The sequence below is a fragment of the Croceicoccus estronivorus genome, from assembly GCF_001625325.1.
Classification (GTDB): domain Bacteria; phylum Pseudomonadota; class Alphaproteobacteria; order Sphingomonadales; family Sphingomonadaceae; genus Caenibius; species Caenibius estronivorus.
On the sequence record NZ_JRQQ01000012.1, the window covers coordinates 39,416 to 56,841 of the forward strand.

Below are 17,426 nucleotides of genomic sequence, written 5' to 3' on the forward strand. Positions count from 1 at the left end.
GCTTGATCATCGGTCGCCTCGCGGCTCCCGGGGCAGGCCCAGTCCGCGTTCCGCGATGATATTGCGTTGGATTTGATTGGTGCCGCCATAAATGGTGTCCGAGCGGCTGAACAGGAACATGTTTGGCAACATGCTCCATTCGTAATCTTCACCTTCGGTAATCTCACCCTCTTGGCCAAGCACATCCATGGCCAGTTCACCAAGATCGCGGCGCCAGGAAGCCCACTGGATCTTGTACGTGAGAGCCGCACCATCGATCTGTGAAGGATCGGTATTCGAAAGCATGCGCAAGGCGCCGTAACGCATCAGACGCAAGCCGATTTCCGCCTTGGCAATGCGCTGCCGGACCAGCGGATCGTTCGCCAGCCCATTGGCTCTGGCCGCCTCGACGATCGCATCCAGCTCGTTGCGGAAGCCCATCTGCTGACCAAGCGTCGAAACGCCGCGTTCGAAAGCCAGCAGGCCCATCGCAACACGCCAGCCATCGCCGGGTGTCCCAATCAGGCTGTCTGCCGGGCAACGGGCATCTTCGAAGAACGTCTCGTTAAATTCGGCATCGCCGTTAATCTGCCGGATCGGGCGGACCTCTATTCCCGGCGTGTGCATATCCATCATCAGGAAGGTAATGCCCTTCGGCCCCTTCGATCCTTCCTCGCTCCGCGCCACGACGAAGATCCAGTCGGAATAATGCGCAAGGCTAGTCCAGACCTTCTGGCCATTGACCACCCATTCGTCGCCATCGAGCCGCGCCTTGGTGCGAACATTGGCAAGGTCAGAACCGGCATTCGGCTCCGAATAACCCTGGCACCAGATCTGTGTCCCTCCGGCAATACCCGGCAGGAACCTGGCTTTCTGTTCTTCGGTCCCAAAAGCAAGGATGGTCGGCCCTGCGAGTTCGACACCGATGTGGTTCACACGCCCCGGCGCGCCGGCCCGTGCATATTCCTCCGCAAAGATAACCTGCTGACCCAGCGTCGCATTTCGACCGCCCCACTCCTCGGGCCAGCCGATGCACGACCACTTATGGGCAGCAAGCTGCTGTTCCCATTCCTTGCGGCGCTCAATCTCGTCGTTAAGGCCCGGAATGCCTTTGATGTCAGCGAATTCGCCAGCCATCTGGCCTTGGAGCCAGTCTGCGCATTCGGTGCGGAAGTCCTCTTCCGCTTGCGAAAAGCCCAGCTTCATGCCGCTTCTCCTACGACCAGTCCGGCAATCTGTTCACGATGCCAATCCCCGTTGCCCAGCATTGTCAGGATCGAACGTGCCCGCTTGAAGAACAGATGCGCATCGTGCTCCCAAGTGAAACCGATGCCGCCGTGGAGCTGGATCATATTGCCGGCGCACATGAAATAAGTGTCACCGCAGAAACTCTTCGCCGCATGGAGCGCGAGAGGTGCCTCATCCGACGCTTCGTCCACTGCGCAAGCCGCCCAGTAAACCGCCGAGCGAGCCTGCTCGATGTCGATCATCATGTCCGCCAGACGATGCTTGTAAGCCTGGAACGAGCCGATAAGGCGTCCGAACTGCACACGCTCCTTCGAGTAGGCAACCGTACGATCCAACGCTTCCTGCGCGCCTCCCAGAGCCTCTGCCGCGAGACATATCCAGCCACCAGCATGAAGCGCATCACGAGCAGCTTGCGCGTCGGCAAGAGGCTCAGCCTCCACATTCACCAGGCTTACTGTCGCCAGCGGACGCGTCTGGTCCATCGTGGTATGACCGGCAACTGAAACACCTGGCATGTCCCGACGGACAAGCCATGCGCCATCCTTGCGGATAAATACGAACACGTCAGCGACCGCCCCATGCGGGACATATTTGACATCACCGGACAATACATTGCCAGCTACGTCCAGAGTGTGAATACCCTGGGCAGCCGCAATCGCCTCACCGCTCACCAGTTTGGGTAGCCATTCCGCCTTCTGCGCATCGCTCCCGCCCGCGGCAATCGCTTGCGCGGCAGTCGCCAGCCCCAGCAAAGGCAATGCGGCGACCTGAGCACCGGCCGCTTCGGCAACGATGGCGAATTCCACCATGCCAAGCCCCGCTCCGCCAAATTCCTCAGGCAGGCCGATCCCGGCCAGCCCGAGTTCGGTGCAGAACGAAGTCCATAGCTCACGATCAACCCCGTCGCCTTCCATGGCGGCACGGGTCTTCTCACTGGTGGCGTTTTCACGGAAGAAGGCTTGCACCGTCTCCGCAATCATACCCTGTTCGTCGGTGAAGGCGAATTCCATGGCTTAGCCGGCTCCGTAAACCGGCTTGGCCGGTTCCCGCTGTTCCAGCAGCTTGCGAACGATCGGGTCCAGTTCACCCGCTTCGAAGCGCGCGCCCTTGTCGTATGACGGGCTGTCGCTCCAGCCTTGCGACAGGAAGATTTCGCCACCCTTCAGCTCGAATACCTGCCCGGTCACGCCATCCGACTGTTCCGACACGAGATAGGCCACCAGCGGCGCCATGTTCTCAGGAGCGAAGACGTCGAACTCACCTTCTTTCACATCCATGTCGAAAGCACCCGTGTTGGTCATCCGGGTCCGGGCATTCGGGGCAAGCGCATTCGCCGTCACGCCGAGGCGTGCCATCTCCGCCGCCTGCACCAGTGTCAACGAAGCAATCCCGCCCTTAGCCGTGGAGTAGGCCGACTGCCCAATGGAGCCCTGCAGGCCCGCACCGCTCGTGGTGTTGATGATACGTGCGTTGACCGGACGACCCGCCTTCGATTCACTACGCCAGTATTCGGCGGCATGACGGCTGGTGCAGAAATGACCGCGCAAATGGACGCGAATAACCGCATCCCATTCTTCGGGCGAGCAGGTGAAGAACATGCGGTCCCGCACAAAGCCGGCGTTGTTGACCACGGCATGCAGCGCGCCGAAATTGTCCAGTGCCGCTTCGACCATGCGCTTGCCCGCATCCCAGTCCGCGACATCGTCGGTGTTGGCAACGGCTTCGCCACCCATCGCACGGATCTGATCGACGACCTGTTCCGCCGCGCCTTTGGTTTCACCCGCTTCACCGTGCGTACCGACGCCAAGATCGTTAACGACGACCTTGCAGCCCTCAGCCGCCAGTCCCAGCGCATAGGCCTTGCCCAGACCGTTGCCGGCCCCGGTAACGATTGCCACGCGTCCTTCGCAAATTCCCGCCATTTTAGGCTACCCTTCTTTCTCTTGTCCTGATCCGCGGCTTCAAAGCCGTTCGATAATCGTCACGTTGGCCTGACCGCCGCCTTCGCACATCGTCTGCAGGCCGTAACGGCCGCCTGTACGTTCCAGCGCATTGAGCAAGGTCGTCATCAGACGGGCACCCGTGGCGCCAATCGGGTGGCCAAGCGCAATCCCCCCGCCCTGCACATTCACTTTCTCATGCGGAATGCCCAGTTCCTGCATCCAGGCCATCGGTACTGATGCGAAAGCCTCGTTGCATTCAAACAGGTCGATATCGTCGACCGTCATACCCGCCTTCTTCAACGCATATTGCGTTGCCGGAATCGGGCCGGTCAGCATCCACACCGGGTTGGCGGCGCGCACGGAAAGGTGATGAATGCGGGCACGGGGTTTCAGACCGTATTCCTTCACCGCCTTCTCACCAGCCACCAGAAGCGCAGCAGCGGCATCGCAATTCTGGCTGGCGATACCGGCGGTGACGATCCCGCCCTCATTAACCGGCCTGAGCCCGGCCAGCCCTTCAAGAGAAGTGGTCGGGCGAATGGTTTCGTCACGTTCCAGGCCTTCAAGCGGCGCCACTTCCGCATCGAACCAGCCGGCATCCCATGCCGCCTGCGCACGTTGATGCGAGGCGAGCGCGAACTCTTCCATTGCCTCGCGGCTGATATTCCACTTGTTGGCGATCATTTCCGCAGATTTGATCTGGTTGACTTCCTCGTCTCCGTACCGGGCGATCCACCCCGGCGAACTGTCAAACGGCGTGTTGAAACCAAACTGCGTCCCAACGGCCATTGCAGCCGAAATCGGAATGACATTCATCGCCTGGCTGCCGCCTGCAACGACAATATCCTGCGTTCCGCTCATCACGCCCTGGGCCGCGAAATGAACTGCCTGTTGCGAGCTGCCGCATTGCCGATCGATGGTGACACCGGGGACTTCTTCCGGCATTCCAGCTACCAGCCACGCCGTACGGCCGATATCACCCGCCTGACCGCCGATTGTATCGGTACAACCCCAGACAACATCGTCGACCAAAGAGGCGTCGATACCGGTGCGCTTCACCAGTTCACGGATCGGATGGGCCCCGAGATCCGCAGGGTGAATATGGGCCAGGCTGCCCTTCTTGCGCCCGATCGGGCTGCGGACGGCGTCGATAATATAGGCTTCAGGCATTTTCTGTCTCACGGGCAAAAGTCTGATCGGGACCGGTGGGCTGAGTGAACATCCGCGTTGCAATGCGGCTGCGATGAAAATTCGGAGTGCCCCAGTTCTGAGTCAGGGCAAGCGCGCGCTTGAGGAACAGGTGGACATCCACTTCCCAGCTGTAACCCATAGCGCCATGCACCTGGATAGACGCGCGGGCAGCCTTTTCCGCCGCTTCGAGCGCAACCAGCTTTGCATGGCTGACACGGGCGCGGGCCTGCACATCGCAATTTCCGATGTCGGCCGCTGCGGCCACGACGACCGGACGGGCAAATTCGATGGCGACCTGTGCCGAGGCCAGATGGTGCTTCACCGCCTGATAAGTGCCGATCGCTTTGCCGAACTGCTGCCGTTCCTGCGCATAGGACACCGCCATATCCACGGCACGCTGAGCCAGACCCAGCCCCTGCGCCGCGCAGAACAGGGCCGCACGGTCCAGCGCAAGATCCCAGTCCACCTTACCCAACGCAGTCGCTTTGGCAGGATCCCAATCCACGCGAAACAGCCTACGGAATGGATCGATGCTCTGCTCCCGGGTCAGAGTAACCTGATCCGGCGTTGCAAGATAGGCCTCACCATCCTTGTGCAGAAGGATCGCTGCGGCAAGATCCGCATCAAGCACGAAGGGATTGGACGGATGCTGTATCGCAATCGTCGCGGACGGGTCGCTCAGAGCTTCATGGTCCGGCGCAAGGCTGGCCAGCATCGGCGCCGCAACGCCGGCACTTTCAACCAACGGCTCCGGCAAGGCGACATAGCCCGCCTGTTCGGCGATCAACGCGAAATCGAGTTCGGTCAGCCCCAGCCCGCCGACTGCTTCAGGCAGCAGCAGCAGGGTAAAGCCGGTCTCCACGATCGCCTGCCAACGTGCATCATCACGCGCTTCGCCCGTTTCCATTTGCTTGCGCCAATGATCAGGCGTGCAAGTGTCAGCAAACAGGGTCTGCGCTGTTTCAGCGAACATCCGCTGTTCGTCATTGAGGGTAAAATCCATCGTGCCCCTCCTACTTGCGCGGCAGGCCAAGCATACGCTCGGCAATGATGTTGCGCTGGATCTCGTTTGAACCGGCGTAAATCGGCCCGGCCAATGCGAAGATGTAGTCGTCGATCCAGTCGTATGGATATGCGTCTGGCGCTTCCTGCGTCAGTTCGGCTTTGGGGCCCAGAATTGCGAGCGCGGTTTCCATCAGGTGGATATCCAGCTCCGACCAGAAGATCTTGTTCGTCGAGGCTTCCGGCCCGATCTTCGCACCAGCCATCAGGCGGGACGCCGTCTGATAGATATTCAATGCATAGGCTTCCGCATTCATGAAAGCACGGACGACCTCCGCCTCCAGCGCCGGATCCGCAGCATCCTTGTGCTGTTCCCACAGATCGGCAAGCTTGGACGCAGCCACCTGGTAACGGGCCGGTGAACGGAGCATGAGCCCACGTTCGAAACCAGCGGTCGCCATGCAGATGTGCCACCCCTGCCCCTCGTCACCGAGGCGGTTGAACGCCGGAACCCGGACATCTTCCAGAAAGATTTCGGCAAACCCGACATGCCCGTTGATCTTCTTGATCGCATTGACCGTTACACCCGGCGCATCCAGCGGAAAGAAGATCAGGCTCATACCCTGGTGCCGTTCGCTGCCAGGCGCGCGAAAAAGGCCAAACGCCCAGTCAGCAAAGACCGCGCGGCTCGACCAGATCTTGTGACCGTTCAGCACATATTCGTCGCCATCGAGTACGGCCGTCGAACGAACCCCGGCAAGATCGCTTCCGGCCATTGGTTCAGACCATGCCTGCGCCCAGATTTCCTCGCCTGAGGCCATCTTCGGCAGAAAGCGAACCTTCTGTTCATGCGTTCCGAATTCCATCAGCGTCGGACCGAGAAGGAAAATACCGTTCTGATTGACGCGCCCCGGCGCACCTGCCCGGTAGTATTCTTCCTCGAAGATGAGCCACTGGATCAGGTCTACGCCACGGCCGCCATATTCCTTCGGCCAGGTGACCATGCCCCAGTCGCCCGATTTCAGGGTCTTTTCCCACTCGCGGTGCGCTTCGAAGCCTTCGCGAGTGGCATCAAAATGTTCCAGCGGCTCGGAAGGAACGTGCACATCCAGCCATGCCCGCACTTCAGCACGGAACGCCTGCTGCTCGGGAGTATACGTCAGGTCCATCAGAACTTTGCCGCCTTGCCGGTTTCAACAAAGGCATCGCGCGCCTTCTGGCTATCCTCATGCATGTACATTTCGAGCGTGAAGCCCTGTTCCCAGCGGTAGCCACGATCGACATCGCGTGCTTCCAGACCATTCAGCGCTTCCTTGGCGATCACCAGTGCCTTGCGCGATTTGGAAGCGATGACTTCACAAAATGCCCGTGCTTCGGTTTCCAGGTCCGCCCGCGGCACAACCTTTTCAACCGCGCCCAGACGATAGGCTTCCTGGGCCGGAATGTTCCCGCCGGTAAAGAAGGCCGCCCGTACCTTGTGCAGCGGCAGCATGCGGGACATGTGGCTGGCGCCACCCATGGCGCCACGATCCACTTCGGGCAGCGAGAAATAGGCATCATCGGCCGCGATAACGGTATCGGATGCACCGCAGATCCCGATGCCGCCGCCTATCACGAATTTGTGCACTGCCGAAACCACCGGGACTTCGGCTTCATGAATTGCCTTGAAAGTCAGATAATTGCCGCGGTTCAGAATAGTGATCCGCTCTGGGTGAGCCTGCATTTCCTTGATGTCGACACCACCGCAGAAGCCCCGCCCTTCGGCCCGGATGAGGACGCAATTGACCTCGGGATTACGCGCCGCTTCCGTGATAATGGTGGGAAGCGACATCCAGGTTTCGCTGTCGAACGCATTGACCGGCGGTGTATCGAAAACGATCTCTGCGATCCGGTCCTTGATGGTTGTGGTAATCGGCATTTCAGTCTCCTCAGGCTCCGGCGTGCGACGCGCACAGTGCCTCTAAGCGTCCCTGCGCTTCGGCTACGATACGATCGATCAATTCCTGGCAGGTGGGTATTTCGTTTATGCGTCCGCCCACCACACCGGTGGCCATGACACCATTTTCGATATCGCCGTCGACAACGGCCTTCTGGATCAACATCGGCATGGTCGCGGCCATCATCGCCTGCTTGAGCGGCATGGCGCCATGAGACGTCATTCCGCGAGCAGACTTGAGCATGTCGAACCATGACGCACCCGTCTGCTTCTTCATGCTCATGCTGGCTTCGATAGCCCGCGCCCACATGCCGAGTTTGCCGGACTTTTCAATCCGATCCATCAAAGGCGAACGAACCATGCGCTGCGGGATACCATCGAGCTTCGTGGTCAACACGATCCCATCCGTCGACGCCTTCAGATATTCTGCCTTGGTCGTATCGGGAACCGGGCTCTCCTGAGTGAGCAGGAAACGCGTACCCATCGCGATGCCGACCGCGCCATATGCCAGCGCAGCGACAAGGCCGCGCCCGTCGGCAAAGCCGCCACTGGCGATTACCGGCACGTCCACTGCATCGAGAACCTGTGGCAGCAGGACTGTTGTCGGCACGGAACCGGTATGACCACCGCCTTCCCCGCCCTGCACGCTGACCATGTCCACGCCCAGTTCGACCATCTTGCGCGCGTGTTTGACCGCACCGACAGTGGGGACGCAGAGAATGCCTGCATCCTTGAAGCGACCGATCATCTTCGCATTCGGTCCACGCCCGAAACTGACCGCGCGAACCTGATCCTTGTTCTCGATAATCAGGTCGACGATCTTGTCTGCACCTGGCTGAAACGAGTGGAAGTTCACACCGAATGGCCGGTCCGTCCCCCGCCGCACCTGCAACAACTTCTCACGCGCTTCGTCGGGCGTCATCACCGCAGCCCCGAGGAAACCGAATGCCCCGGCATTGGAAGATCCGATGACAAGGCTGGGTTCCGCGACCCAGCCCATCGCCGTCTGAATGATCGGCACCCGGCAACCCAGCCGCTCGACCATGATTGTGTTCAATGCATTACTCATTATTTTTTATCCGTCTTGGCCGCTGCGGCCTTGTTCGCTGAAGCCATCGCCTTCGCATCCATCCCGCCCAGACTGTTCGATGACAGGAGGTCGCTTTGCGCATGAGCGAAGTGGTGCATGTGGAAGTGAGCGTCGGTGGCGCTGCGCTTGCCGCGAAGTTCCTCGACGTGGTTAAGCGCCTGCTTGGTCAGCCAATTGCCCAGACGCGGACGGCTCGCCAAGTCCTCACCCAGCTTCTGGACATCATCCAACAGGTTTTCGCGGGTGCTCAGACGGTTTACCATGCCGAAATTGTATGCCCGCTCCGCCGGGAGCCGCTCACCCAACAGGATGAACTCCTTGGCGATGCGCGGTGGAAGTTCAAAACCATGCGCAAAGTATTCAACGCCAGGAATACCCATCCGATTTACGGGGTCCTGAAAAAAGGCATCGTCGGTCGCCACGATGATGTCGCACACCCAGGCCAGCATCAGGCCGCCAGCAACGCACGCGCCCTGCACCGCCGCAATCGTCGGCTTGGGAACATCGCGCCAACGCCGGCACATGTTGAGATAAACCTCATGCTCACGCGTGTAGAGAAATTCCACACCGGGCTTGTTGGTGTGATCAGGCACCAGCGCCTGACGATCCCAGCTGGCGGTAATATCCCGGCCGGGAGTGCCGATGTCATGCCCCGCGGAAAAATGCTTGCCTTCGCCACGCAGGACGATGGCGCGAACATCGTCATCGTCCACCGCCCGGCGAAAGGCCGCATCCAGAGCATAGGTCATCTGACTGTTCTGGGCGTTATTGTATTTCGGTCGATTCAGAATGATGTGCGCAACCGGCCCGACTACCTCGTAGCGGACAGGCTCGTCAGTTTCGTAAACAATTTCAGCCTGGGGGGGATCCACCAAGCGGTCGAGTTCATTCATCAATTCCTCCTGGCCGCGCGTAGTTCCGAATCCGCCACGGCCGTGATCATCGCGCACATGCGCATGATCACGCCTTCACAATCACCGAAGACCCGTGCCCGAACAGGCCTTGGTTCGCGGTGATGCCAACCTTCGCACCCTGGACCTGCCGCGATCCACTCTGGCCGCGAAGCTGCCAGGTCAGTTCGCAGACCTGTGCAATCGCCTGAGCCGGCACGGCTTCGCCAAAGCAGGCCAAGCCGCCTGAAGGATTGACCGGAATACGCCCGCCAATGCGCGTCGCGCCCTCCCGCACCAACGCAGCGGCTTCGCCACGCGGGCAAAGTTGCAGATCTTCCACCCAATCCAGTTCGAGCGCGGTGGACAAGTCGTACACTTCGGCCACGGAAACGTCCTCCGGTCCGATACCGGCCTCTTCATATGCCTTGCGTGGCAGAGCCGCGCGGAAGCTATGTGCTTCCATCGCCACAGCGCTATCCGTAGCAAGATCGGGCATTTCGATGACCGCGGAGGCAAAGGTCGGTGTAACCGTCGAGATCGCAGCAACCCGCGGAGCACTCGCCTTGCCGATCTTGCGCGCGTAATCGAGGCTGCAGACAATCAACGCAGCGCCACCGTCAGAGGTTGCGCAGATATCCATCAGCCGCAAAGGATCGGCCACCATGGCCGAAGCGGCGACATCTTCCATCGTGAATTTCTTGCGATAACGCGCTTTCGGATTGGAGAAGCCGTGCTCGGCATTCTTCACTTTCACTTGCGCGAAATCATCCTGCGTATCGCCATACACTTCCATGCGACGGCGCGCATAGAGAGCGAAATAAGTGGGATTGGTGATACCGACCCTGAAACGGACCCAATCGGGGTCATCCGGCCGCTCGCCCTTCGCCGGCGCGAGGAAACCCTTTGGCGTCGTATCTGCACCGATCACCAACGCGACTTCCGCCTGGCCGGACAAAATCTTGGCCCGAGCGGCGGCAAGTGCCTGCGAACCGGAAGCGCACGCCGCATAGCTGGTGTTGACTTCCGCACCCTGCCAACCGAGCGCCTGCGCGAAAGTCGCACCAGCGACATAACCGGGATACCCGCAGCGCATTGTCGCCGCGCCCGATACGAATTGCACATCGCGCCAGGAAATACCGGCATCGGCCAAAGCTTCGCGCGCGGCTTCGACGCCGTAGTCCACGAACTTGCGGCCCCATTTTCCCCACGGGTGCATACCTGCGCCGATGATTGCGATCTCTTGTGTCATGCCACAGGCTTCCACTTCCAAACGAGCTTCCCTTCCGCTTCCACGGCATCGGGGATCGTCTCAAGAACAAGCTCCATCGCCAGTCCGGCCTTGAGCTGTTCGACGCCGATGCCCTCGGCCACCTGGCCGAGGACAATCATTTTCTCTTTTTCGAGTTCAACAGCCGCAATCGCGTAAGGCTCGAACGGCTCTTGCGCGACATACGGCTCCGGCGGCTTGTAACAAGCATTGGTAAATGACCACAGCTTGCCCGTCCGCGACAGTTCCACACTTTCAAACTGCGAACAGTCGCAGTCCGGGTTACGGCAGAAACCTTCCACTGAAGGAAAGTAGAACGTGCCGCATTTGACACAGCGCGAGCCTAGCAAGGCAGGCTTGTCGCCGGTCGTGAAGAATCCCTCGATGACGGGCTTCGCTGCTTGGGTCATGCAGTCCTCTTGGCCGGCGGGTTATCCTTGATCACGCTTGCACGGATATTGTGCGGATCAAGCTGGGCAATGATCTCAAGCGCTTCTGCCGTCGGCATGGGCGTTTCGACCAGATCACCCTTCTCCAGCGGGAAGCCGGTCGCTTCTTCCACTTCCTCGAAAGTCACGCCGGGATGAAGGGAGACGACACGGATCGCATTGTCCTTGCCGCCAAAGTCCATGACGCACAGGTTGGTGACAATCACGCGCAGGTCGACGCCCGAATAATTGCCGCCAGCCACACGCTTCGCCGGATTGTATCCGACACCCGAAATCATATCGACTTCGCCTTCCACAAACACCCGCGGAGAGTGTGCGGGGAAGAAAAAGGAGTTGGTATGATAAATGGTGTTGCCCGGGAAACCGCGCACGCCCAGCATCTGGGTCTTCGGCTGCTGATATGTGCCGCCCATGTAGGACAGGTTGATCTGGCCGAAACGGTCGAGCTGGGTCGGTGTCACCATTGCATGACGGCGTCCTGTCCACACCGCACTGTCGAAGAAGCGCGAGAATGGCAGGTAGCCTGCCGGCTTCCGGTCGTCGTAACCACGCGGGCCGATCGGCACCGGCTGTTCGACCAGATAGGCTTCGCCGTCGGTCATCATCAGTTCCGGCGTGTGAGTCAGCTTGGCAAGGCTCGCGCCCAGACGTGGCACGGGGCCAACGCCAGTCGCCACGATCTCACCATTGTTGCGGAAGGCTTCCGAGCACGCAAAGATGCACAGTTCTGTCAGGGTTACTTCACTCATCAGAATATCGGCAACGGGAGAGCCGCTACCGCCTCCTTTCCGCCAATGCTTTCAAGATATGCTTCTTCGCTCGAACCGACGAAACGGTCGGCCACAGCGGCCCAGTCGCCCGGATCCTTCGCCGCAGCGGCGTAGGCCTTGAACGCCTTCATGTCCCAGCCATAGGAAGGCGGCATCGAACTCGGATGCGCGCCATAGGGCATATGCACCACACCGCTCACGAAGCAGCGCTCGAATATGTTGGCGTGCGCTTCGCCGGGATAATGGTCTTCCATGCGATCGACCAGTTCTTCACAAGATACGAAAGTCTTTGCCGCAGCCTTGGCGAACCAGTCGTCGTAATAGGTGTCCGGCCCGAACAGGTGGACATTGCCACGCCAATCGCTGCGATTGGCGTGGATCAGCGCCACGTCCAGTTTGAGCGCGGGCATGGCGATCAGCGTCTCGCCATCGTCATACGGTGACTGGACAGTTTTGAGCCCGCCCAGTTCGGCGAGGTCAGTACCCAGACCGACCCGGGTCGGCAGGAACGGAAGGCCGAGTGCCGCCGCCTTCAGGCCCCACTGGAACATACCTTCGTCCAGTTCGAGCACTTCGATCTCACCCGCCTGGCGCGCCTTGCGGAACCAGGGTTCGAGCGGGATCGCGTCAAGCGAAACGAACGCGAAGATCAGCTTCTTCACTTTGCCGGCAGCACACAGCATGCCGACATCCGCGCCGCCATATGCAACGACAGTCAAATCCTTGACGTCAGAACGCAGCAGCTCGCGTACCAGCCCCATGGGCTTGCGACGCGGCCCCCAGCCGCCAATACCGATGGTCATCCCATCCTTTATTTGTGCGACGGCATCCGCCGCACTCATCCGCTTATCCAACATTGCTCAACCTTCTTCAGACGACACGATCAATACTACTAGTGTCGTATTTTCAGTCTTCCATGGCCTTCTGCCACGCCCAGACATGCCCCCACTCGCTCGGTACCAGATGAGCGGTGGGTTCCCACGACTCTGGGTCGATCACCAGCGGATCGCAACCGATCTCCAAATCGAACCCACTCGGCGTCTGCATGTAGAAGCCGAAGGTCTGGTCATTGACATGCCGCCCGATCGAAGCGCTTTCCGGAACCTTGGCCGCGCGCATGCGATCATGGCACTTGCCCACATCCGAAATCGTCTTCATCTCAAGCATCAGGTGCACACATCCCGAAGGCGGAATGGGCATTTCCCCGATCGCAATCGAGTGATGGCGACCGTTTTCCGCATGCATGAAAGCGAAACCCATCCCCGGATCGTCTTCCGCCCCGGTCAACTGGAAGCGCGGAATGTCCGTATCATGGAAACCGACCACGTCCCTGTAAAAGGCATGGGTCGCTTCGAAACTGGGAGCCGCGAAAACCGCATGCCCCATTCCCATATCGCCGGTGACAAAGCCGCTCACCCCGGCAGGGGAAACGAATGCGACATTGTCGCGCGTGTCGCCGTGGAAGAATTCCAGGCCATTGCCATCCGGATCACTGGTCCTGAAAAAAGCTGCAACGCCGCGCGCCTTCGCTTCTTCGGCAGTCCCGTCCTCAACCGGCCGACCAGCGGCGGAAATGGCCGCTTTCAACGCATCGAGAGCGGCAGCATCCTCGACTTCGTATCCTGCCGCAGCAAGACGCTCTTCATTTCCCGGACGCACCCAGAAACGGAACGGACGGTCATCGATACGATAGAAGGCGGTTCCCTCCGGAGCTCCCTCACCACGCATAACTCCGACCACATCGGCCAGATAGCTGTCCCATTCCGCCATCTTCTCGGTCGTAACGATTACATAGCCAAGCGCTTTTACAGTCATGAGCCTAGCCTCCTTTTACCAGATCCAGGAAATAGGGGCGCTCACCCCCGCCATCGACATTCATGCGCGACCCGCTGACCCAGCTCGCCATGTCAGAGCACAACCACAACACGGCACCAGCCAGATCCTCGCCCATTCCCATCCGCTGAAGCGGGATGGAACGCCCGACAGCGGCCTGCGCTTCGGCGTCGCCATAGGTCGCCTCGGCCGTTTCAGTCGTCATCAAGCCAAGAATGATCGCATTGACCCGGATATTGTCGGGGCCCCATTCCTGCGCCAAACTCTGCGTCAGGTTAAGCAAACCGGCCTTCGCGGCGCCATAAGCGGCAGTGCCGGGCGATGGGCGAATGGCCGATACACTGGCGACATTGACAATGCTTCCCGTGCCGGCCGCCTTCATGGTGGGATAGGCCGCCTGCGCCATATACATGGCGGAATGCAGGTTCAGCTTGAGAATGGAATCAAAGAACCGCGGGCTTGCCGTCGCAGCATCCGCCGGCGGCGAACCACCCGCATTGTTAATCAGGAAGTCGAGCCTGCCATGCTGTTCAACCACAGCATCGACGAAAGCCTTGGCCTGATCGGGATCGCGAATGTCAGCAGCATGGAAGCTGACACCTTCAGGCAGGTCCTCAGGCTCGTTACGCCCGCAGACGGCCACCTTGCAGCCGGCCCCGGCCATGGTTGCGGCAACGATGCGGCCCAGCCCGCGCGTACCCCCTGTGACGATAGCCACGCATCCAGTCAGATCGACGGCAAACTTGCCCGACAAAAGCTACTCTCCCAACTTTGTACAATTAGAACAGAATGACACTGAACAAGCAGATTCGAAATGCCCATATCCAAAGCCATGATGCTTTTCAATTGACGATTTGCGTATCGCATGGCAGGAAAAATTACGAATGCTTCGATAACAAGCCATTCCGATTCGAATTTAAGGGAGAGAACGCTAAGATGGCTAGCGCCGTGCCGTCAACCACCGCCCCCGAATCCATCCCGACGCACGAGGAAATGGTTGCGCGAGCCCGCGCAATGGTTCCCGTACTCAAGGAGCGCGCACGCAAATGCGTCGCCGACAGGGATGTTCCCACCGAAACTATCGCTGATTTTCAGAAGGCTGGCTTCTTCCGAATCCTCCAGCCGAAGCGATGGGGTGGCTTTGAAATGCACCCGAACGTCTTCTTCGATGTGCAGAAGACTCTCGCTGAAGGCTGCATGTCCACGGGCTGGATGTATGGCGTGGTCGGTTGCCACCCTTACGAACTCGCTCTGTTCCATAACGAAGCGCAGCAGGAAGTCTGGGGTGAGGATACCTCCACTCTCGTCTCGTCCAGCTATCAGCCTGTCGGCAAGGTCACTCATGTCGATGGCGGCTTCCGTCTGTCGGGACGCTGGGGTTTTTCGACCGGATCCATTCACTGTCAGTGGGTAATCCTGGGCGCAATGGTCCCCCCGAAGAACGAAGGCGATCCGCCCGATATGCGCGCCTTTCTCCTGCCGCGCAGCGACTACACCATCGACCGTGACGCTTGGCACGTATTCGGCCTTCAGGGCACCGGCAGCCACGATGTGATCGTGGAGGATGTGTTCGTTCCGGAATATCGCACGCACCGCGCGGTGGACGGTTTCCTGTGCAACAATCCTGGCCAGAAAGAAAACGACGGCCCGCTTTATACACTCCCCTGGGCGCAGGTATTTACCCGCTCGGTCTCCACGGCGGCTTTCGGTGGCGCTCGGGCTGCTGTGAACGCGGCAATCGACATCATGCAGAGCCGCATATCGACCAATACCGGCAAGGCTTCCAAGGCGGATCCGTTCCTCCATGCAGCCATCGCCAAGGCCCATGCGCAGATGATCGAGATGGAAAATACGCTTCGGCTGACTTTCGACGATCTTATGGGTTATGCCGAGCGCGGCGAGCCCATTCCGATGGAGAAGCGCACTCTGTATGCCTACAACTCGGCTTCCGTGGTACGCCGCCTGGCCGAAATGGTTGACGGAATGGTCCAGCTTCTCGGCGGACGGGCGATCTACATGTCGAGCGATATCATCCAGCCCTGGCTGGATCTCAACGCCGGCCGCGCCCACGTTGCAAACGATCCCAACAATCGTACTGCCGACCTTGTCGGGGGAATTCTGGGCAACGATCCTAGCTTCACCTTCCTCTAAGGAACGCAAAAATGGCCGACTTCAGAGAGGCAATCTACAAGGTTGCCGGCGGATATGACATCCATCTGAAAGAGGCTGGCTCCGGCCCTGCCGTGGTATTCATCCACGGCAGTGGCCCGGGGGCATCCGGCGCCTCGAATTTCCGGCTCAATGTCGATGCATTCGTTGCAGCCGGTTTCCGCGTGATCCTGCCCGACCTCATAGGTTACGGCGGGTCGTCGAAGCCTGAAGGCATCGATTACACGCTGCAGCTGTTCACAGACACGCTGTACGACGCGCTACAACAACATCGGATTGAAAAGGCTTCGCTGGTCGGCAACTCGCTGGGGGGTGCCATCGCCCTGCAGATGACGCTCGACCATCCGGAATTTTCCGAAAAACTGATCCTGATGGCTCCCGGCTGCGTGGCGGAACAGGAAAGCTACTTCACCCTGCCTGGAATCGCCAAGATGCGTTCAGGGTTCGGCGGCCCCGACTTCAATATCGACGAACAGCGCAGATTGATTGCAAACCTGATGCACCCGGATTCTGCCGGGCTGGTGTCGGAGCAGCTGGTTGCCGAACGCTTCGCCGTCGCCCGCACTCAGCCGAAAGACGTCATCGTCAGGATGAAAACGCCCAATCTGGGGCCACGGTTGCACGAAATCACACAGCCGATTTTTGTGCTATGGGGATTGAACGATGAGTTCTGCCCTGAAAGCCACACCCGCCTGTTTCTGGATGCATGTCAGGACGTGCGCACAATCACCTTTGGCCGGACCGGCCACTGGGTACAGGTCGAACGGGCGGATGAGTTCAACCACTATTCGATTGATTTTCTCCAATGAGCAAAGCTGAACAATACGGACGTGAACTTTACGATGCCCTGCGCGGCCGCCGCACTGTGGCCCCGTTGATCGAGCGTGATTCCACGCTGACGATCGACGACGCCTACGGCATCAGCCTGGATTTCCTCTCCCGCCGGACGAAGGATGGCGAGAAGGTCATCGGCAAGAAAATCGGCGTGACTTCAAAAGCCGTGCAGGACATGCTCGGTGTGCATCAGCCCGATTTCGGCTTTCTGACCGACTGGATGTTCGTCGAAGGCGATATCGATGTCGATAGCAAGGCCTTGATCGCACCCCGTGCGGAAGCGGAAATTGCCTTTATTCTCAAGGACAGCCTCAATGGTCCGGGCGTGACCGCCGCCGATGTGGTTGCCGCCACGGAAAGCATCGCGCCCTGCTTTGAAATTGTCGACAGCCGCATCACCGACTGGAAGATCAGCATTGTCGATACCGTGGCTGATAACGCCTCCTGCGGAGTATATGTGGTCGGTGATGCACGGCTCGATCCACGCGATTTCGATCTGCCCGGCCTGCATGTATCCGTGACGAAGAATGGCGAGCCACTCTCCGAAGGCTACGGCAACGCAGTCCAGGGTGATCCGGCACAGGCGGTTGCCTGGCTGGCCAATACGCTTGGTGCCTACGGAGTGACGCTCGATGCCGGTGATATCATTCTGTCAGGCTCGCTCGTTCCCCTCGCTCCGGCCGTGAAGGGCGATACTTTCGAAATGATCTTGAGCGATAAAAATCCGGGCGACGGCGGCCGCACTCTCGGCAATTGCGTCGCCCGTTTTGTGTAAGGACAGGCAATGGCACGGATAAAGGCTGCGATAATTGGTTCTGGTAA

Annotated in this window: 18 protein-coding genes; 3 read left to right on the forward strand and 15 right to left on the reverse strand. The window is 59.6% G+C overall.

The genetic code is table 11. The annotated features are described in order from the left end of the window. Positions 1–6: 6 nt before the first annotated feature. From MB02_RS15935 to MB02_RS16005, 15 genes are all read right to left on the reverse strand, one after another. Positions 7–1,185 carry an acyl-CoA dehydrogenase family protein gene (locus MB02_RS15935; protein WP_067540095.1) on the reverse strand — a complete coding sequence of 393 codons (1,179 nt, stop codon included), beginning with the start codon at positions 1,183–1,185 and terminating at the stop codon, positions 7–9. Continuing rightward, positions 1,182–2,237: an acyl-CoA dehydrogenase family protein gene (locus MB02_RS15940; RefSeq protein WP_067540098.1), complete on the reverse strand. Its 1,056-nt coding sequence runs from the start codon at positions 2,235–2,237 to the stop codon at positions 1,182–1,184. The genes MB02_RS15935 and MB02_RS15940 overlap by 4 nt, the downstream gene beginning before the upstream one ends. A 3-nt stretch (positions 2,238–2,240) precedes the next feature. Further along, positions 2,241–3,149, reverse strand: coding sequence for an SDR family oxidoreductase (locus MB02_RS15945; RefSeq protein ID WP_067540102.1), 909 nt, complete (start codon positions 3,147–3,149; stop codon positions 2,241–2,243). 39 nt (positions 3,150–3,188) lie between these two features. Beyond that, positions 3,189–4,340 (reverse strand): acetyl-CoA C-acetyltransferase, encoded by a 1,152-nt coding sequence (locus tag MB02_RS15950; protein ID WP_067540106.1) that lies wholly within the window; start codon positions 4,338–4,340, stop codon positions 3,189–3,191. After that, positions 4,333–5,364 carry an acyl-CoA dehydrogenase family protein gene (locus tag MB02_RS15955; RefSeq protein WP_067540109.1) on the reverse strand — a complete coding sequence of 344 codons (1,032 nt, stop codon included), beginning with the start codon at positions 5,362–5,364 and terminating at the stop codon, positions 4,333–4,335. The genes MB02_RS15950 and MB02_RS15955 overlap by 8 nt, the downstream gene beginning before the upstream one ends. 10 nt (positions 5,365–5,374) lie before the next feature. Then, entirely contained in the window at positions 5,375–6,532 is a 1,158-nt protein-coding gene (locus tag MB02_RS15960) for an acyl-CoA dehydrogenase (RefSeq protein ID WP_067540113.1), read from the reverse strand. Beyond that, entirely contained in the window at positions 6,532–7,281 is a 750-nt protein-coding gene (locus tag MB02_RS15965) for an enoyl-CoA hydratase family protein (RefSeq protein WP_067540116.1), read from the reverse strand. Before MB02_RS15965 ends, MB02_RS15960 begins: the two co-directional genes overlap by 1 nt. A gap of 10 nt (positions 7,282–7,291) precedes the next feature. Further along, on the reverse strand, positions 7,292–8,368 hold the full coding sequence (locus MB02_RS15970) for an NAD(P)H-dependent flavin oxidoreductase (RefSeq protein WP_067540119.1): 1,077 nt from the start codon (positions 8,366–8,368) through the stop codon (positions 7,292–7,294). Continuing rightward, a complete protein-coding gene (locus MB02_RS15975; RefSeq protein WP_067540153.1) occupies positions 8,368–9,282 on the reverse strand; it encodes an enoyl-CoA hydratase in 915 nt (304 codons plus the stop codon). Before MB02_RS15975 ends, MB02_RS15970 begins: the two co-directional genes overlap by 1 nt. Positions 9,283–9,349: 67 nt before the next feature. Next, positions 9,350–10,531: a lipid-transfer protein gene (locus MB02_RS15980; RefSeq protein WP_067540123.1), complete on the reverse strand. Its 1,182-nt coding sequence runs from the start codon at positions 10,529–10,531 to the stop codon at positions 9,350–9,352. Beyond that, a complete protein-coding gene (locus tag MB02_RS15985) occupies positions 10,528–10,959 on the reverse strand; it encodes a Zn-ribbon domain-containing OB-fold protein (RefSeq protein WP_067540126.1) in 432 nt (143 codons plus the stop codon). Before MB02_RS15985 ends, MB02_RS15980 begins: the two co-directional genes overlap by 4 nt. Further along, positions 10,956–11,747: a CoA-transferase subunit beta gene (locus MB02_RS15990; RefSeq protein ID WP_067540130.1), complete on the reverse strand. Its 792-nt coding sequence runs from the start codon at positions 11,745–11,747 to the stop codon at positions 10,956–10,958. The genes MB02_RS15985 and MB02_RS15990 overlap by 4 nt, the downstream gene beginning before the upstream one ends. Beyond that, positions 11,747–12,610 carry a CoA transferase subunit A gene (locus MB02_RS15995; RefSeq protein ID WP_235829549.1) on the reverse strand — a complete coding sequence of 288 codons (864 nt, stop codon included), beginning with the start codon at positions 12,608–12,610 and terminating at the stop codon, positions 11,747–11,749. The genes MB02_RS15990 and MB02_RS15995 overlap by 1 nt, the downstream gene beginning before the upstream one ends. Before the next feature lie 64 nt (positions 12,611–12,674). Then, positions 12,675–13,583 (reverse strand): VOC family protein, encoded by a 909-nt coding sequence (locus MB02_RS16000; protein WP_067540133.1) that lies wholly within the window; start codon positions 13,581–13,583, stop codon positions 12,675–12,677. A 4-nt stretch (positions 13,584–13,587) separates the two neighbouring features. Then, positions 13,588–14,355 (reverse strand): SDR family oxidoreductase, encoded by a 768-nt coding sequence (locus MB02_RS16005; protein ID WP_067540136.1) that lies wholly within the window; start codon positions 14,353–14,355, stop codon positions 13,588–13,590. 182 nt (positions 14,356–14,537) lie between these two features. Between MB02_RS16005 and MB02_RS16010 the strand changes: the two genes are divergently transcribed. From MB02_RS16010 to MB02_RS16020, 3 genes are read left to right on the forward strand one after another with little or no spacing between them, the layout of a single operon-like run. Next, the gene (locus tag MB02_RS16010) at positions 14,538–15,752 is read left to right on the forward strand and encodes an acyl-CoA dehydrogenase family protein (protein WP_067540158.1); all 1,215 of its coding nucleotides are present in this window, start codon (positions 14,538–14,540) and stop codon (positions 15,750–15,752) included. A gap of 11 nt (positions 15,753–15,763) precedes the next feature. Further along, positions 15,764–16,579, forward strand: coding sequence for an alpha/beta fold hydrolase (locus MB02_RS16015; protein ID WP_067540140.1), 816 nt, complete (start codon positions 15,764–15,766; stop codon positions 16,577–16,579). Continuing rightward, on the forward strand, positions 16,576–17,379 hold the full coding sequence (locus MB02_RS16020; RefSeq protein WP_067540144.1) for a fumarylacetoacetate hydrolase family protein: 804 nt from the start codon (positions 16,576–16,578) through the stop codon (positions 17,377–17,379). The genes MB02_RS16015 and MB02_RS16020 overlap by 4 nt, the downstream gene beginning before the upstream one ends. Positions 17,380–17,426 lie beyond the last annotated feature (47 nt).

Coding starts and splice junctions, on each gene's coding strand:
- MB02_RS16020 (WP_067540144.1), top strand. CDS start 16,576: ATGAGCAAAGCTGAACAATACGGACGTGAACTTTACGATGCCCTGCGC.
- MB02_RS15950 (WP_067540106.1), bottom strand. CDS start 4,340: ATGCCTGAAGCCTATATTATCGACGCCGTCCGCAGCCCGATCGGGCGC.
- MB02_RS15965 (WP_067540116.1), bottom strand. CDS start 7,281: ATGCCGATTACCACAACCATCAAGGACCGGATCGCAGAGATCGTTTTC.
- MB02_RS15970 (WP_067540119.1), bottom strand. CDS start 8,368: ATGAGTAATGCATTGAACACAATCATGGTCGAGCGGCTGGGTTGCCGG.
- MB02_RS15940 (WP_067540098.1), bottom strand. CDS start 2,237: ATGGAATTCGCCTTCACCGACGAACAGGGTATGATTGCGGAGACGGTG.
- MB02_RS16010 (WP_067540158.1), top strand. CDS start 14,538: ATGGCTAGCGCCGTGCCGTCAACCACCGCCCCCGAATCCATCCCGACG.
- MB02_RS15990 (WP_067540130.1), bottom strand. CDS start 11,747: ATGAGTGAAGTAACCCTGACAGAACTGTGCATCTTTGCGTGCTCGGAA.
- MB02_RS15935 (WP_067540095.1), bottom strand. CDS start 1,185: ATGAAGCTGGGCTTTTCGCAAGCGGAAGAGGACTTCCGCACCGAATGC.
- MB02_RS15960 (WP_067540113.1), bottom strand. CDS start 6,532: ATGGACCTGACGTATACTCCCGAGCAGCAGGCGTTCCGTGCTGAAGTG.
- MB02_RS15955 (WP_067540109.1), bottom strand. CDS start 5,364: ATGGATTTTACCCTCAATGACGAACAGCGGATGTTCGCTGAAACAGCG.
- MB02_RS15985 (WP_067540126.1), bottom strand. CDS start 10,959: ATGACCCAAGCAGCGAAGCCCGTCATCGAGGGATTCTTCACGACCGGC.
- MB02_RS16015 (WP_067540140.1), top strand. CDS start 15,764: ATGGCCGACTTCAGAGAGGCAATCTACAAGGTTGCCGGCGGATATGAC.
- MB02_RS15975 (WP_067540153.1), bottom strand. CDS start 9,282: ATGAATGAACTCGACCGCTTGGTGGATCCCCCCCAGGCTGAAATTGTT.
- MB02_RS16000 (WP_067540133.1), bottom strand. CDS start 13,583: ATGACTGTAAAAGCGCTTGGCTATGTAATCGTTACGACCGAGAAGATG.
- MB02_RS15995 (WP_235829549.1), bottom strand. CDS start 12,610: ATGAGTGCGGCGGATGCCGTCGCACAAATAAAGGATGGGATGACCATC.
- MB02_RS15980 (WP_067540123.1), bottom strand. CDS start 10,531: ATGACACAAGAGATCGCAATCATCGGCGCAGGTATGCACCCGTGGGGA.
- MB02_RS15945 (WP_067540102.1), bottom strand. CDS start 3,149: ATGGCGGGAATTTGCGAAGGACGCGTGGCAATCGTTACCGGGGCCGGC.